Origin of the sequence: Pseudomonas viciae, from assembly GCF_004786035.1 — a bacterium.
GTDB classification, from domain to species: Bacteria; Pseudomonadota; Gammaproteobacteria; order Pseudomonadales; family Pseudomonadaceae; genus Aquipseudomonas; species Aquipseudomonas viciae.
Genome location: NZ_CP035088.1, coordinates 1,798,969 through 1,811,900 on the forward strand (window position 1 = coordinate 1,798,969; position 12,932 = coordinate 1,811,900).

Below are 12,932 nucleotides of genomic sequence, written 5' to 3' on the forward strand. Positions count from 1 at the left end.
GGGATTGCTGTGAGTTTTAGATCGATGCGTTATAAGCCGATGGGTGGGGGCGCTGGGTCTGCTGCGTATCCATAGGAGACCGGAACTAACGTGGGAGCGGGCTTGCTCGCGAAGACGGAGTGTCAGTCGACATCTAACTTGACTGACCCACCGCTATCGCGAGCAAGCTCGCTCCCCCAGGTTTTTTTGGTGGGCCAGCGATCTGCGCTAGGCCTTGCCCCGAACCAACGCCCGCAACGCAAACCGATTCGGATGGCAGGCCTCGGCCACGCTTCGGGGCAGCGGCAGGGGTTCGTTGTCCAGCCAGGCGGCGATCAGCTCACCCGACAGCGGCGAGCTGATCAGCCCCCGTGAGCCATGGCCGCTGTTGATGTACAGACCGTCGAGCCACGGGCAGGGAGTGTCTGGCACCTGCCGGGCGTTCTTGCTCAGGGTCGAATACGCTTCGCTGAATGCCTGGCGGTCAGCCAACGGGCCGACGATTGGCAGGTAGTCAGGGCTAGTGCAACGGAACGCCGCACGGCCTTCCAAGTGTTGCGGATCCAGGGCGCTGGCATCCAGGCGCTCCACCAGATCCAGGGAAATTTCTTCCAGCATCTGCAGATTGCCGGCGTGCTCCGCCGCGGTAGGGGTCAGGTCGTCGCTCTTGAAGTCGAAACTGGCGCCCAAGGTGTGCTCGCCCAGCCGTACCGGGGCCACGTAGCCTTCGGCGCAGACCACGGTGCGCAGGCTCTGGCTGCGGGCGGTCTGTGGCAGACGAGTGATTTGCCCGCGAATGCGCTTGAGGGGCAAATCGGCGGCGGGTTCGAAGCGCTTGATCTCGGCGGCGCTGGCGAGGATCACTACCGGCGCGCTGGCCAGGCAACGTTCGCCGTCCCAGGCCTGCCATTGGCCGTCGACGCGGCGCAATTGCAACACTTCATGATGGGGCTGCACGTCAATCATCGGCCCCGAGGCCTGCCAGCGACACAACGCTGGCGGATGCACCCAGCCACCTTCGGGATAAAACAAGCCGCCACACGCCAGGCCGATGCCGGAGCGTGCCTCGGCGTGTGGCTGATCGAGTGAATGCAGCAAGTCTTCTGGAAACGCCGCGGCCAGTTGCGCCTGGCGCTCGGCTTCCTTGGGGTTGAAGGCCAGTTGCAAGACCCCGCAAGCGTCCCAGTCTACGCCGCGTTGCAGATGCTCCAGCATGCGCCGGGTGTAGCCGAAACCGCTGAGGATCATTTGTGACAACGCCGTACCGTGGGCGGAAAGCTTGAGGTACAGCACGCCCTGCGGGTTGCCGGACGCTTCCTCGGCCAATCCGGCGTGACGCTCCAGCAGCGTCACTTGCCAGCCACGGGCCGCGAGGCTCGCGGCGCTGGCACAGCCGGCCAGGCCGCCGCCGATCACCAGCGCCCGGCGCTCGCCAGTCAGCGCCGTGGGGCGGGCGTACCAAGGTTTTGCCGGGGCCGGCACGGGAAGCAGGTCCGGCCAGCCGAGAAACACGCCGCGCAGGATTTCCCATTTGTGCCCGATACCAGGCGTGCGCTTCATCTTGAAGCCCGCCGCGTTCAGCAGTCGCCGCACCCAACCGGTGCTGGTGAAGGTGCTGATGGTCGCGCCGGGTGCCGCCAGCCGCGCCAATTCAGCGAACAGTTCGGCGGTCCACATCTCGGGGTTCTTCGCTGGCGCGAAACCGTCCAGGAACCAGGCGTCGATCTGCGCGTCCAGTTGCGGCAACTGCGCCAGGGCATCGCCGATCAACAAGGTCAGCGTCACTCGCCCACCTGCCAAAGTCAGACGCTGGAACCCCTGGTGGATCGCCACGTACTGCTCAAGCAATTGATCCGCCTGCTGCTTGAGTAGCGGCCACAGCGCCAGTGCCCGGCGCAGATCCTGCGGGCTCAAGGGGTATTTCTCGACACTGACAAAATGCAGCCGCGCCCCAACCGGAGCGCACTGTTCGAACAACTGCCAGGCGCAGAGAAAATTCAACCCGGTGCCAAATCCGGTTTCACCGATGACCAGCCGCCCGTCATCCGGTAGCGCGGCAAAGCGCTCGGCCAGGTTGTTCTGCTCAAGGAACACATAACGAGTTTCTTCCAGGCCCGATTGATCGGAAAAATACACGTCGTTGAACACCCGCGAACGCGGGCGACCCTGGTCATCCCAGTCGAGTTGGGCGTGGTGCTGAATGGGTGTCATGGCAGGCTCGGTGAAAACTGGGAGGGCATTCTAGCCCATTGGTATCGGCTTGCTTGACCCATCGCAATGGAGCGTGCGTCTGGATGGAATCTGCTGCCCAGGGTCGCGTCCAATCCGCTAGTCTTGCCCCAATCCCTGGAAGGAGCTGTCCATGTTCGAATCCGCTGAAATCGGCCACGCCATCGATAAAGACACCTTTGAGGCCGAAGTGCCGGCCTTGCGTGAAGCGTTGCTTGAGGCTCAATTCGAGTTGCAGCAGCAAGGTCGGTTCCCGGTCATTGTGCTGATCAATGGCATCGAAGGCGCGGGCAAGGGCGAGACGGTGAAGTTGCTCAACGAGTGGATGGACCCGCGGCTGATCGAAGTGCGCACCTTCGACCAGCAGACCGACGAGGAGCTGGCGCGGCCCCCCGTCTGGCGTTATTGGCGGATGCTGCCAGCGAAGGGGCGCATGGGGATTTTTTTCGGGAACTGGTACAGCCAGATGTTGCAGGCGAGGGTCCATGACCAGATCAAGGACCCCCGGCTCGACCAGGCGATCAACGCCGCCGAGCGCCTGGAAAAAATGCTTTGCGACGAAGGCGCGCTGATCTTCAAGTTCTGGTTCCATCTGTCCAAGAAGCAGATGAAAGCCCGACTCAAGGGGCTCAAGGACGATCCGCTGCACAGCTGGCGCATCAGCCCGCTGGATTGGCAACAGTCCCAGACCTATGACAAGTTCGTCAAATACGGCGAGCGAGTGCTGCGCCGTACCAGCCGCGATTACGCGCCGTGGCATGTGATCGAAGGCATGGATTCCTGTTATCGCAGCCTCACGGTCGGGCGGATCTTGCTCGAAGGGTTGCGCCAGGCCTTGGGCCGATCGAAGATCAAGGCGGAAAAGGTCAACGTGGCGCCGCTGCCTGCGCTGGACAGCCAAATCACGCTGTTAGACAGCCTGGACATGACCCTGCGCCTGGACAAGGCCGATTACGAAGAGCAACTGATCACCGAGCAGGCGCGGTTTTCCGGCCTGCTGCGGGACAAACGCATGCGTCAGCATGCCCTGGTGGCGGTGTTCGAAGGCAACGATGCGGCGGGCAAGGGCGGGGCGATCCGGCGGGTCGCGGCGGCGCTCGATCCGCGCCAATACAGCATCATACCGATTGCCGCGCCCACCGAAGAAGAGCGCGCCCACCCCTACATGTGGCGGTTCTGGCGGCATATTCCGGCACGGGGCAAGTTCACTGTGTTCGACCGTTCCTGGTATGGCCGGGTGCTGGTGGAGCGGGTCGAGGGGTTTTGCAGCCGGGCTGATTGGCTACGGGCTTACGGCGAGATCAACGATTTCGAGGAGCAGATAGCCGATGCCGGCGTGGTGGTGGTCAAGTTCTGGCTGGCCATCGACAAGGAGACCCAGCTGGAGCGTTTTCAGGAGCGCGAGGATATCCCGTTCAAGCGTTTCAAGATCACCGAGGATGACTGGCGTAACCGGGACAAGTGGGACGCTTACCGGGCAGCGGTGTGCGACATGGTGGACCGCACCAGCACCGAGATTTCTCCCTGGACCCTGGTGGAGGCCAACGACAAACGCTGGGCGCGGGTCAAGGTATTGCGCACCCTCAATGATGCGTTGGAGGCTGCGTTCGAGCGTACCGAGAAACAGGCGCGCAAAAAGAAGAGCAAGAAGTAGGCGATGGGGTTGCATACGCGGGGTGAATGATTGTCGCAGTCGCTTATGCAGTGGATCTATGCTCGATTCACACCTAACCGACTACAACAATGAGGTACAGCCATGCGTGAAGTGGTGATCGTCGACAGCGTACGGACCGGCCTGGCCAAGTCTTTTCGCGGCAAGTTCAACATGACCCGTCCGGACGACATGGCGGCTCACTGCGTCAACGCCTTGCTGGCACGCAATGACATCAACCCGGCGAGCGTCGAGGACTGTATCGTCGGCGCCGGCTCCAATGAAGGCGCCCAGGGCTACAACATCGGTCGTAACGTGGCGGTGCTCTCGCAGTTGGGCATCGGCACCGCCGGCATGACCCTCAACCGCTTCTGTTCCTCGGGTCTGCAAGCCATCGCCATCGCGGCCAACCAGATCGCCTCCGGTTGCAGCGACATCATCGTCGCCGGAGGCGTGGAGTCCATCAGCCTGACGATGAAAAGCGTCAACACTGACAACCTGATCAATCCGCTGCTCAAGGAGCAAGTGCCCGGGATCTATTTCCCCATGGGCCAGACCGCCGAGATCGTTGCTCGTCGCTATCAGGTCAGCCGCGAGGAGCAGGACCGTTACGCCTTGCAGAGCCAGCAGCGCACCGCCCAGGCCCAGGCGGCCGGGTTGTTTGACGACGAAATCGTGCCGATGGCGGTCAAGTACAAGGTCGAGGATAAGAACAGCGGTGCGGTGCAGATGCTCGATGGTGTGGTTGATCGCGACGACTGCAATCGCCCTGACACTACTTATGAAAGCCTGGCCGGCCTCAAACCGGTGTTCGCCGAAGACGGTTCGGTGACGGCGGGCAATTCATCACAGTTGTCCGACGGCGCCTCGATGACCTTGGTGATGAGCCTGGAAAGAGCCCTGGCGCTGGGGCTCAAGCCCAAGGCGTTTTTCCGCGGGTTTACCGTGGCCGGTTGCGAGCCGGACGAGATGGGCATCGGCCCGGTGTTTTCGGTGCCCAAGCTGCTCAAGGCCAAGGGCTTGCAGGTGGCTGATATCGACTTGTGGGAGCTCAACGAGGCTTTCGCTTCCCAGTGCCTGTACAGTCGCAACCGGCTGGAAATCGATCCCGAAAAATATAACGTCAACGGCGGTTCGATCTCCATCGGCCACCCGTTCGGCATGACCGGCTCGCGGCAAGTGGGGCATCTGGTGCGCGAGCTGCAACGGCGCAACCTGCGCTACGGCATCGTGACTATGTGCGTGGGCGGCGGGATGGGGGCGACGGGGTTGTTCGAGGCGGTGAGATAAGCGCGACTGCGTTGGTTGTATGACGCTTATGGCGTCAGAGGCTTTTGTGGCGAGGGAGCAAGCTCCCTCGCCACAGGTAATCCCTCGCTACAGGGGCTACCGATGAACCGCATTCAGCTGGCAACCTGAGTCAGCTGTCGCATCCGCCCGACATACGCTTCTATCTCCCGTTCTGCAGCCTCGCGGCTGGCGAACGGACCTTCCTGGGTGCCTTCGCGGGTATTGAAATAAAACTCACCGTTGACCCGGCAGATCCGGTCGCTGCGAAAAATCGTCGTGGGGGCGGGATCCTGGGCGCGTTTGCCAAGCATGGCGGGTCTCCAAAAAGGGCGGCGAGGTTGTCTCAAAATTGAGCATATGTGTTGTCCCTGATTTGCGCCCGGCGAGCCGATCGACGGCAGCGACCCATACAATCTCATGGGCGCCCCATGCCCAACTGTCCCTGTGTCGTGCAGCGATAGACGCCTAGAATGGCCGTTCATGTCTTGAGCTTTGAGGGTCGCATGCACATTTCGTCCGGTCGCTGGGTCTATGGCCTGTTCCTCGCCCTGTTGACCGCCCTGCTGTGGGGCATCCTGCCGATCAAGCTCAAGCAAGTGCTGCAAGTGATGGACCCGGTCACCGTGACCTGGTTTCGCCTGCTGGTGTCCGGCGGCTTGCTGTTCATCTACCTGGCGGCTACCCGGCGCCTGCCCAGTCGCAAGGTGCTTGGCCCCCGTGGCGGCTGGCTGGTGGCGATGGCGGTACTCGGGTTGGTGGGCAACTACGTGTTGTACCTGATGGGCCTGAACCGCTTGAGCCCCGGCACGGCACAGTTGGTGGTGCAGATGGGGCCGATCATGTTGCTGGTTGCCAGCCTGTTTGTGTTCAAGGAGCGGTTCAGCGTAGGGCAGGGCATTGGCCTGGCGGTGCTGTTGATCGGCTTCACGCTGTTTTTCAACCAGCGTCTGGGCGAGTTGCTGACCTCCCTGAGTGACTACACCGCCGGGGTCTTGATGGTCTTGCTGGCTTCGACGGTCTGGACCTTCTATGCCTTGGGCCAGAAGCAACTGTTGACGGTGTGGAATTCGTTGCAGGTGATGATGGTGATCTACCTGTTCTGTGCGTTGCTGCTCACGCCTTGGGTGCACCCGTTGGAGGCACTGCAATTGAGCCCTTTGCAAGGCTGGCTATTACTTGCCTGCTGCCTCAACACCCTGATTGCCTACGGTGCGTTTGCCGAGGCCTTGGCCCATTGGGAAGCCTCGCGAGTCAGCGCGACCTTGGCGATCACACCGCTGGTGACCTTCGCCGCAGTGGCGCTGGCCGCCTGGTGGTGGCCAGACTATGTACATGCCGAGCAGATCAATCTGCTGGGGTATGGCGGGGCGGTGCTGGTGGTGCTGGGATCGGCGCTGGTGGCGCTGGGGCCGTCGCTGATGGCCGGGCTCAGGGCCCGGCGTGAGCGGATGGCGGTAGGGCGTTAACAACACAGAGCGAGTGCCTGACACAAAGCTACTGTGGGAGCGAGCTTGCTCGCGATGGCGGCCTGGCAGTCGATGAAGATGTCGAGTCGACCGGCCCTATCGCGAGCAAGCTCGCGATGGCTGATGCTCAGTCCATACAAGACTCAGCCCTGGCTACCAGCCTCCAGCATATTCTCCGGCCTTACCCAGGCATCGAACTCTTCATCGGTCAGATACCCCAGTTGCAGCGCCGCTTCACGCAGGGTCAGCCCTTCGCCGTAGGCTTTCTTGGCGATTTCGGCGGACTTGTCGTAGCCGATGTGCGGGTTCAGCGCGGTCACCAGCATCAACCCGCGCTCCAGGTGCGCGGCCATCTGCTCGGCGTCCGGCTCGAGCCCGGCGACGCAGTGCTGCTGGAAGTTGCTGCAGCCATCGGCCAGCAGGCGGATCGATTGCAGCAGGTTGTGGATGATCACCGGTTTGAACACATTCAACTGCAAATGGCCCTGGCTGGCGGCGAAACCGATGGTCACGTCGTTGCCCATGACCTGGCAAGCCAGCATCGACAGGGCTTCGCACTGGGTCGGGTTGACCTTGCCGGGCATGATCGAACTGCCCGGTTCATTGGCCGGCAATTTCACCTCGGCGAACCCGGCCCGTGGCCCGGAGCCCAGCAGGCGCAGGTCGTTGGCGATTTTCATCAGGGTCACGGCGAGGGTTTTCAGCGCGCCGGACAGGGCGGTCAGGGGCTCATGGCCGGCCAACGCGGCGAACTTGTTCGGTGCGGTAACGAACGGCAGGCCGGAAAGTGCCGCCAGTTCAGCGGCGATGGCTTCGCCAAAACCATGGGGCGAATTGAGCCCGGTGCCCACCGCCGTGCCGCCCTGGGCCAGCTCGCAGACCGCCGGCAGCGCGGCGCGGATCGCCCGTTCGGCATAATCGAGTTGGGCAATGAAGGCCGACAGTTCCTGGCCAAACGTGATCGGCGTGGCATCCATCATGTGGGTGCGGCCGGTCTTGACCAACTTCATGTGGCGCGCCGCCAGTTCCGCCAGCCCGCCGGACAACTCGCCGATGGCCGGCAGCAATTGCTGCTGGACGGCCTGGACGGCGGCGATGTGCATGGCGGTCGGAAAACAGTCGTTGGAGCTCTGGGAGCGGTTGACGTGGTCGTTGGGGTGCACCGGGCTCTTGCCACCGCGCGGGTTGCCTGCCAGTTCATTGGCGCGTCCGGCGATCACCTCATTGACGTTCATGTTGCTCTGGGTTCCGCTGCCGGTCTGCCAGACCACCAACGGGAACTGGTCGTCGTGCTGGCCGTCGAGCACTTCGTCGGCGGCCTGTTCGATCAGGCGGGCGATGTCGGCGGGCAGGTCGCCATTGCGGTCATTGACTCGCGCGGCGGCTTTCTTGATCAGCGCCAGGGCGTGCAGCACCGACAGCGGCATGCGTTCGTTGCCGATGGCAAAGTTGATCATGGAGCGCTGCGTCTGGGCACCCCAGTAGGCGTCATCCGGGACTTCAACCTGGCCAAGGCTGTCGGTTTCGATACGGCTCATCGGGTCAAACTCCTGTAGGGCTGAATGCGCAGTTTAGGCCCTGATGGGCGGCACCAGTTCCCTCAATCTAGGGGTGGCCGGTCCGGTCCGTCAATCGGACCCGGCAAGCTTCGGGGTTGAGGCGCGGCGTTTTTTAGGCGCAGAATGGTCGCCCTTGGGGTTTTACCTCGCCAGCTATGAAAGGAAACTCGATGACCCGTCTTCGTGCCATCTGTACCGCAGTTGCTCTGGTGTGTGCCAGCGGCCCTGTTTTCGCCGATACCGCCAGCCACAACGCCAGTGCCGAAGCGTTCCTGACCCTGGCCCACGCTGACAAGCTGGGTACCCCGGTGTACATGCAAGTGCAGCAGATGTTCGCCCAGCGCTTTGAACAGACCAAGGCCCCGGAGTCGAAAAAAGCCACCCTGGAAACCTACCAGGCCAAGGCCAATGCCGCGCTGGACCAGGCCATCGGCTGGAACAAGCTCAAGCCGGACATGGTCAAGCTCTATACCAGCAACTTCAGCGAGTCTGAGCTCAAGGACCTGGTGGCCTTCTACCAGTCGCCACTGGGCAAGAAAGTCCTGGAGAAAATGCCGCAGCTGACCCAGCAATCGGCCCAGCTGACCCAGGCCAAGCTTGAAAGCGCGGTACCGGTGGTCAACAAGCTGCTGGCCGACATGACGGCCGAGCTTGAGCCAAAAGCCGCGGCCCCTGCCAAGAAAAAGCCGTAAGCGGAGCCAGGTATGAGCATGCAACAACGTATCGAATCGACCCTCGGGCTCTTGCAACCCGAGCACCTGCAAGTGCTGGATGAAAGCCACATGCACAGCCGTGGGCTGCAGACCCACTTCAAGGCCGTGGTGGTCAGCCAGCAGTTCGAGGGGCTCAATCGCGTCAAGCGTCACCAGAAGGTCTACGGCACGCTGGGCGAGCTGATGGGCGAATTCCATGCGTTGGCGCTGCACACCTACACCCCCGAAGAATGGGCACAGATCGACGCAGCCCCGGCTTCGCCGACCTGTGCCGGTGGCAGCAAGCACTGATTTGAGATGAGCGCTGTTTGTGGCAAGGACGCTTTTGTAGCGAGGGAGCTTGCTCCCGCTGGACCGCGAAGCGGTCCCCCTGGTACTGATCCAGACGCCGGCTTCGCCGCCGAGCGGGAGCAAGCTCCCTCGCCACAGTTGATCCGGCCACGGAGCGTGCTGCTCCTAAAGCCACAGTGTATTTGCTAGAATCCGCAACGCGCCGCTCACCCGGCGCGTTTTTTTTCGCATCCGGTTCACCCTTTACGAGGGTAGCCACCTGGAGAAATACCCATGACACAACCCATTGTCGTGGCGGCACTGTATAAGTTCGTCACCCTTGAAGATTACGTCGAGCTGCGTGAGCCCTTGCTCAAGGCCATGCTCGACAACGGCATCAAAGGCACGCTGCTGATCGCCGAAGAAGGCATCAACGGCACGGTCTCCGGCACCCGTGAAGGCATCGACGGTTTGCTGGCCTGGCTCAAGAACGATCCGCGCATGATCGACATCGACCACAAAGAGTCGTACTGCGATGACCAGCCGTTCTACCGCACCAAGGTCAAGCTCAAGAAAGAAATCGTCACCCTGGGCGTCGAAGGCGTGGACCCGAACAAGCAGGTCGGCACCTATGTCGAGCCGCAGGACTGGAACGCCCTGATCAGCGATCCGGAAGTGCTGTTGATCGACACCCGCAACGATTACGAAGTGTCCATCGGCACCTTTGAAGGCGCGATCGACCCCAAGACCACCAGTTTTCGCGAGTTCCCTGAGTACATCAAGGCCAACTTCGACCCGGCCAGGCACAAGAAAGTCGCGATGTTCTGCACCGGCGGCATTCGCTGTGAAAAAGCGTCCAGCTACATGCTCGGCCAGGGTTTCGACGAGGTCTATCACCTCAAGGGCGGCATCCTGAAATACCTCGAAGAGGTGCCTCAGGAAGAAACCAAATGGCGCGGCGACTGCTTTGTGTTCGATAACCGTGTGACTGTTCGCCACGACCTCAGCGAAGGCGACTACGATCAATGCCACGCCTGTCGTACTCCGGTCAGCGTCGAAGACCGCGCCTCGGAGCACTATGTGCCGGGCATCAGTTGCCCCCATTGCTGGGATAAGCTGAGCGAGAAGACCCGCCGCAGTGCCATTGACAGGCAAAAGCAGATCGAACTGGCCAAGGCCCGCAACATGCCGCACCCGATCGGTTACAACTACAAGCAGTCATCTTCCGAGGCTTGAACCATGGCGCCACGCCTGCTCTATGTGATGGACCCGATGTGTTCCTGGTGCTGGGGCTTTGCGCCGGTGGCCGAGGCGCTGGTCGGGCAGGCGCAGGCCGCCGGGGTGGAGTTGCACCTGGTGGTGGGCGGTTTGCGCACCGGCAGTGGTTCGGCCCTGGAGCCGACCACTCGGCGCTACATTCTGGAACACTGGCAGGCCGTCACCCAGGCCACCGGCCAGCCGTTCAAGCTGGAAGGGGCGTTGCCGGACGGTTTTGTCTACGACACCGAACCGGCCTGCCGGGCGGTGGTGACGGCCCGCAGCCTGGCGCCGGACCTGGCCTGGAACCTGGTAAAGCTGATCCAGCAGGCTTTTTATGTGCAAGGCCGCGACGTGACTCACGCCAGCATTCTGGTGGAGTTGGCCGAACAGGCCGGGCTGCCACGCATCGAGTTCGCCGCGGCATTCGACCGCGCCGATCAGCATGCTGCCACCGCCGCGGATTTCACCTGGGTGCAGGACTTGGGTATCGCCGGGTTTCCCACACTGTTGGCCGAACGTGACGGCCAACTGGCCTTGCTCACCAACGGCTACCAACCCCTGAGCCAATTGTCTCCCTTGCTGGGTCGCTGGCTGGAGCGCGCGGCCTGTGCCTGAGCTGTCGGATGATGCACCGGCGACGCGACACATCGATCGGCTGAGCTGGGCAGAAATCCGCAGGCTGGCCCTCAAGCACAAAAAAGCCCTGTGGATCGCCAACGGCGTCGCCGTGCTGGCGACGCTGTGTAGCGTACCCATCCCCTTGCTGTTGCCGCTGCTGGTGGACGAAGTGTTGCTGGGCCACGGCGACGCGGCCTTGAAGGTCATGAACCAGGCGCTGCCCACGGCTTGGCAGAGCGCTGCCGGCTATATCGGGCTGATGCTGCTGGTGACCCTGGTCCTGCGCTGTGGCGCATTGCTGTTCAACGTATTGCAGGCGCGACTGTTCGCCAGGTTGGCCAAGGACATCGTCTATCGCATTCGCATCCGCCTGATCGAACGTCTCAAGCGCATTTCCCTGGGCGAATACGAAAGCCTGGGCAGTGGCACCGTGGCTGCTCACCTGGTCACCGACCTGGACACCCTCGACAAATTCGTCGGTGAAACCCTCAGCCGCTTCCTGGTGGCGATGCTGACCCTGGTGGGTACCGCCGGCATTTTGCTGTGGATGCACTGGGAGCTGGCGCTGCTGATCCTGTTGTTCAACCCGCTGGTGATCTACGCCACGGTGCAGTTGGGCAAACGGGTCAAGCACCTCAAGAAGCTGGAGAACGACAGTACCTCGCGGTTTACCCAGGCCCTGACTGAAACCCTGGACGCTATCCAGGAAGTACGTGCCGGTAACCGGCAGGGCTTTTTCCTTGGGCGTTTGGGCGCGCGTGCCAAGGAGGTGCGCGACTACGCCGTGAGTTCACAGTGGAAAACCGATGCCTCTAACCGGGCCAGTGGTTTGTTGTTCCAGTTCGGTATCGATATTTTCCGTGCTGCGGCGATGCTCACCGTGCTGTTTTCCGACCTGTCCATTGGCCAGATGCTGGCGGTGTTCAGTTACCTGTGGTTCATGATCGGTCCGGTGGAGCAACTGCTCAATCTGCAATACGCCTTTTATGCCGCCGGTGGCGCGCTGTCGCGGATCAACGAATTGCTGGCCCGTGCCGACGAGCCGCAATACGCCGGCGGCGTCGACCCGTTCAAGGGGCGCGACACCGTGGGTATCGACATCCAGGGATTGAGCTTTGGTTATGGCGAGGAGCTGGTACTCAATCAGTTGAACCTGTCCATTCTGCCTGGCGAAAAGGTCGCCATCGTCGGAGCCAGCGGCGGTGGCAAGAGCACCCTGGTGCAGCTGTTATTGGGGCTCTACACGCCGCAGTCGGGCAGTATCCGTTTCGGCGGCGCCACGCAGCAGGAGATCGGCCTGGAGACCATTCGGGAAAACGTCGCGGTGGTGCTGCAACACCCGGCGTTGTTCAATGACACGGTGCGCGCCAACCTTTCCATGGGTCGTGAGTGCAGCGACGAGGCCTGTTGGCAAGCATTGGAAATTGCCCAGCTCGATGTCACCGTGCGGGCGTTGCCCCAGGGGTTGGAGAGCATTGTCGGGCGCTCCGGCGTGCGGCTCTCGGGCGGACAGCGTCAGCGGCTGGCCATCGCCCGCATGGTATTGGCCGACCCCCGGGTGGTGATTCTCGACGAAGCCACTTCGGCGCTGGATGCCGCCACTGAATACAACCTCCACCAGGCCCTGGCGCGGTTCCTGAGCGCACGCACCACGCTGATCATCGCCCACCGGTTGTCGGCCGTGAAACAAGCCGATCGGGTACTGGTATTTGACGGTGGTCAAATCGCAGAGGACGGTGATCATTTGCAGCTGATTGCCGAGGGTGGCTTGTACGCTCGACTTTATGGGCACTTGCAACAGATACAGCAGCCTTGAGTTTCCTAAGCTTTTCTGTGCTTAGTATCTGAAAAAACTCAGGGAAACGTCCCGACTTCCTGCGAATTTCCAGCCAAAGCC

General features: G+C 62.0%; 11 protein-coding genes. 8 read left to right on the plus strand and 3 right to left on the minus strand.

Translation table 11 applies throughout. The features are described from left to right. Positions 1–207 precede the first annotated feature (207 nt). Positions 208–2,190, minus strand: coding sequence for a bifunctional tRNA (5-methylaminomethyl-2-thiouridine)(34)-methyltransferase MnmC2/FAD-dependent 5-carboxymethylaminomethyl-2-thiouridine(34) oxidoreductase MnmC1 (gene mnmC / locus EPZ47_RS08285; protein ID WP_135844336.1), 1,983 nt, complete (start codon positions 2,188–2,190; stop codon positions 208–210). A 151-nt stretch (positions 2,191–2,341) separates the two neighbouring features. On the opposite strand from mnmC, the gene pap reads away from it, so the two are divergent. Continuing rightward, a complete protein-coding gene (gene pap, locus EPZ47_RS08290) occupies positions 2,342–3,862 on the plus strand; it encodes a polyphosphate:AMP phosphotransferase (RefSeq protein ID WP_135844337.1) in 1,521 nt (506 codons plus the stop codon). Positions 3,863–3,964: 102 nt separating this feature from the next. Continuing rightward, complete coding sequence (locus tag EPZ47_RS08295; RefSeq protein WP_135844338.1) at positions 3,965–5,149, plus strand: thiolase family protein; 1,185 nt, start codon at positions 3,965–3,967, stop codon at positions 5,147–5,149. A gap of 113 nt (positions 5,150–5,262) precedes the next feature. On the opposite strand, the gene EPZ47_RS08300 is transcribed toward EPZ47_RS08295, so the two are convergent. After that, on the minus strand, positions 5,263–5,460 hold the full coding sequence (locus tag EPZ47_RS08300; protein ID WP_135844339.1) for a DUF6316 family protein: 198 nt from the start codon (positions 5,458–5,460) through the stop codon (positions 5,263–5,265). A gap of 192 nt (positions 5,461–5,652) precedes the next feature. Here EPZ47_RS08300 and EPZ47_RS08305 point away from each other — a divergent pair, with 192 nt between their 5' ends. Then, positions 5,653–6,615: a DMT family transporter gene (locus tag EPZ47_RS08305; RefSeq protein WP_135844340.1), complete on the plus strand. Its 963-nt coding sequence runs from the start codon at positions 5,653–5,655 to the stop codon at positions 6,613–6,615. A gap of 143 nt (positions 6,616–6,758) precedes the next feature. On the opposite strand, the gene EPZ47_RS08310 is transcribed toward EPZ47_RS08305, so the two are convergent. Next, positions 6,759–8,153, minus strand: a complete 1,395-nt coding sequence (locus EPZ47_RS08310) for a class II fumarate hydratase (RefSeq protein WP_135844341.1) — start codon at positions 8,151–8,153, stop codon at positions 6,759–6,761. A 191-nt stretch (positions 8,154–8,344) separates the two neighbouring features. Here EPZ47_RS08310 and EPZ47_RS08315 point away from each other — a divergent pair, with 191 nt between their 5' ends. From EPZ47_RS08315 to EPZ47_RS08335, 5 genes are all read left to right on the plus strand, one after another. Beyond that, positions 8,345–8,866: a DUF2059 domain-containing protein gene (locus EPZ47_RS08315; protein WP_042732949.1), complete on the plus strand. Its 522-nt coding sequence runs from the start codon at positions 8,345–8,347 to the stop codon at positions 8,864–8,866. Positions 8,867–8,878: 12 nt separating this feature from the next. Continuing rightward, positions 8,879–9,178, plus strand: a complete 300-nt coding sequence (locus tag EPZ47_RS08320; RefSeq protein ID WP_014337210.1) for a BolA family protein — start codon at positions 8,879–8,881, stop codon at positions 9,176–9,178. Positions 9,179–9,451: 273 nt separating this feature from the next. Further along, positions 9,452–10,393: an oxygen-dependent tRNA uridine(34) hydroxylase TrhO gene (gene trhO, locus EPZ47_RS08325; protein ID WP_135844342.1), complete on the plus strand. Its 942-nt coding sequence runs from the start codon at positions 9,452–9,454 to the stop codon at positions 10,391–10,393. Positions 10,394–10,396: 3 nt separating this feature from the next. After that, on the plus strand, positions 10,397–11,032 hold the full coding sequence (locus EPZ47_RS08330; RefSeq protein ID WP_135844343.1) for a DsbA family protein: 636 nt from the start codon (positions 10,397–10,399) through the stop codon (positions 11,030–11,032). A 31-nt stretch (positions 11,033–11,063) separates the two neighbouring features. Then, positions 11,064–12,851, plus strand: a complete 1,788-nt coding sequence (locus EPZ47_RS08335) for an ABC transporter ATP-binding protein (protein ID WP_420825047.1) — start codon at positions 11,064–11,066, stop codon at positions 12,849–12,851. The last annotated feature ends 81 nt before the right edge of the window (positions 12,852–12,932 follow it).

Coding starts and splice junctions, on each gene's coding strand:
- mnmC (WP_135844336.1), bottom strand. CDS start 2,190: ATGACACCCATTCAGCACCACGCCCAACTCGACTGGGATGACCAGGGT.
- pap (WP_135844337.1), top strand. CDS start 2,342: ATGTTCGAATCCGCTGAAATCGGCCACGCCATCGATAAAGACACCTTT.
- EPZ47_RS08295 (WP_135844338.1), top strand. CDS start 3,965: ATGCGTGAAGTGGTGATCGTCGACAGCGTACGGACCGGCCTGGCCAAG.
- EPZ47_RS08300 (WP_135844339.1), bottom strand. CDS start 5,460: ATGCTTGGCAAACGCGCCCAGGATCCCGCCCCCACGACGATTTTTCGC.
- EPZ47_RS08305 (WP_135844340.1), top strand. CDS start 5,653: ATGCACATTTCGTCCGGTCGCTGGGTCTATGGCCTGTTCCTCGCCCTG.
- EPZ47_RS08310 (WP_135844341.1), bottom strand. CDS start 8,153: ATGAGCCGTATCGAAACCGACAGCCTTGGCCAGGTTGAAGTCCCGGAT.
- EPZ47_RS08315 (WP_042732949.1), top strand. CDS start 8,345: ATGACCCGTCTTCGTGCCATCTGTACCGCAGTTGCTCTGGTGTGTGCC.
- EPZ47_RS08320 (WP_014337210.1), top strand. CDS start 8,879: ATGAGCATGCAACAACGTATCGAATCGACCCTCGGGCTCTTGCAACCC.
- trhO (WP_135844342.1), top strand. CDS start 9,452: ATGACACAACCCATTGTCGTGGCGGCACTGTATAAGTTCGTCACCCTT.
- EPZ47_RS08330 (WP_135844343.1), top strand. CDS start 10,397: ATGGCGCCACGCCTGCTCTATGTGATGGACCCGATGTGTTCCTGGTGC.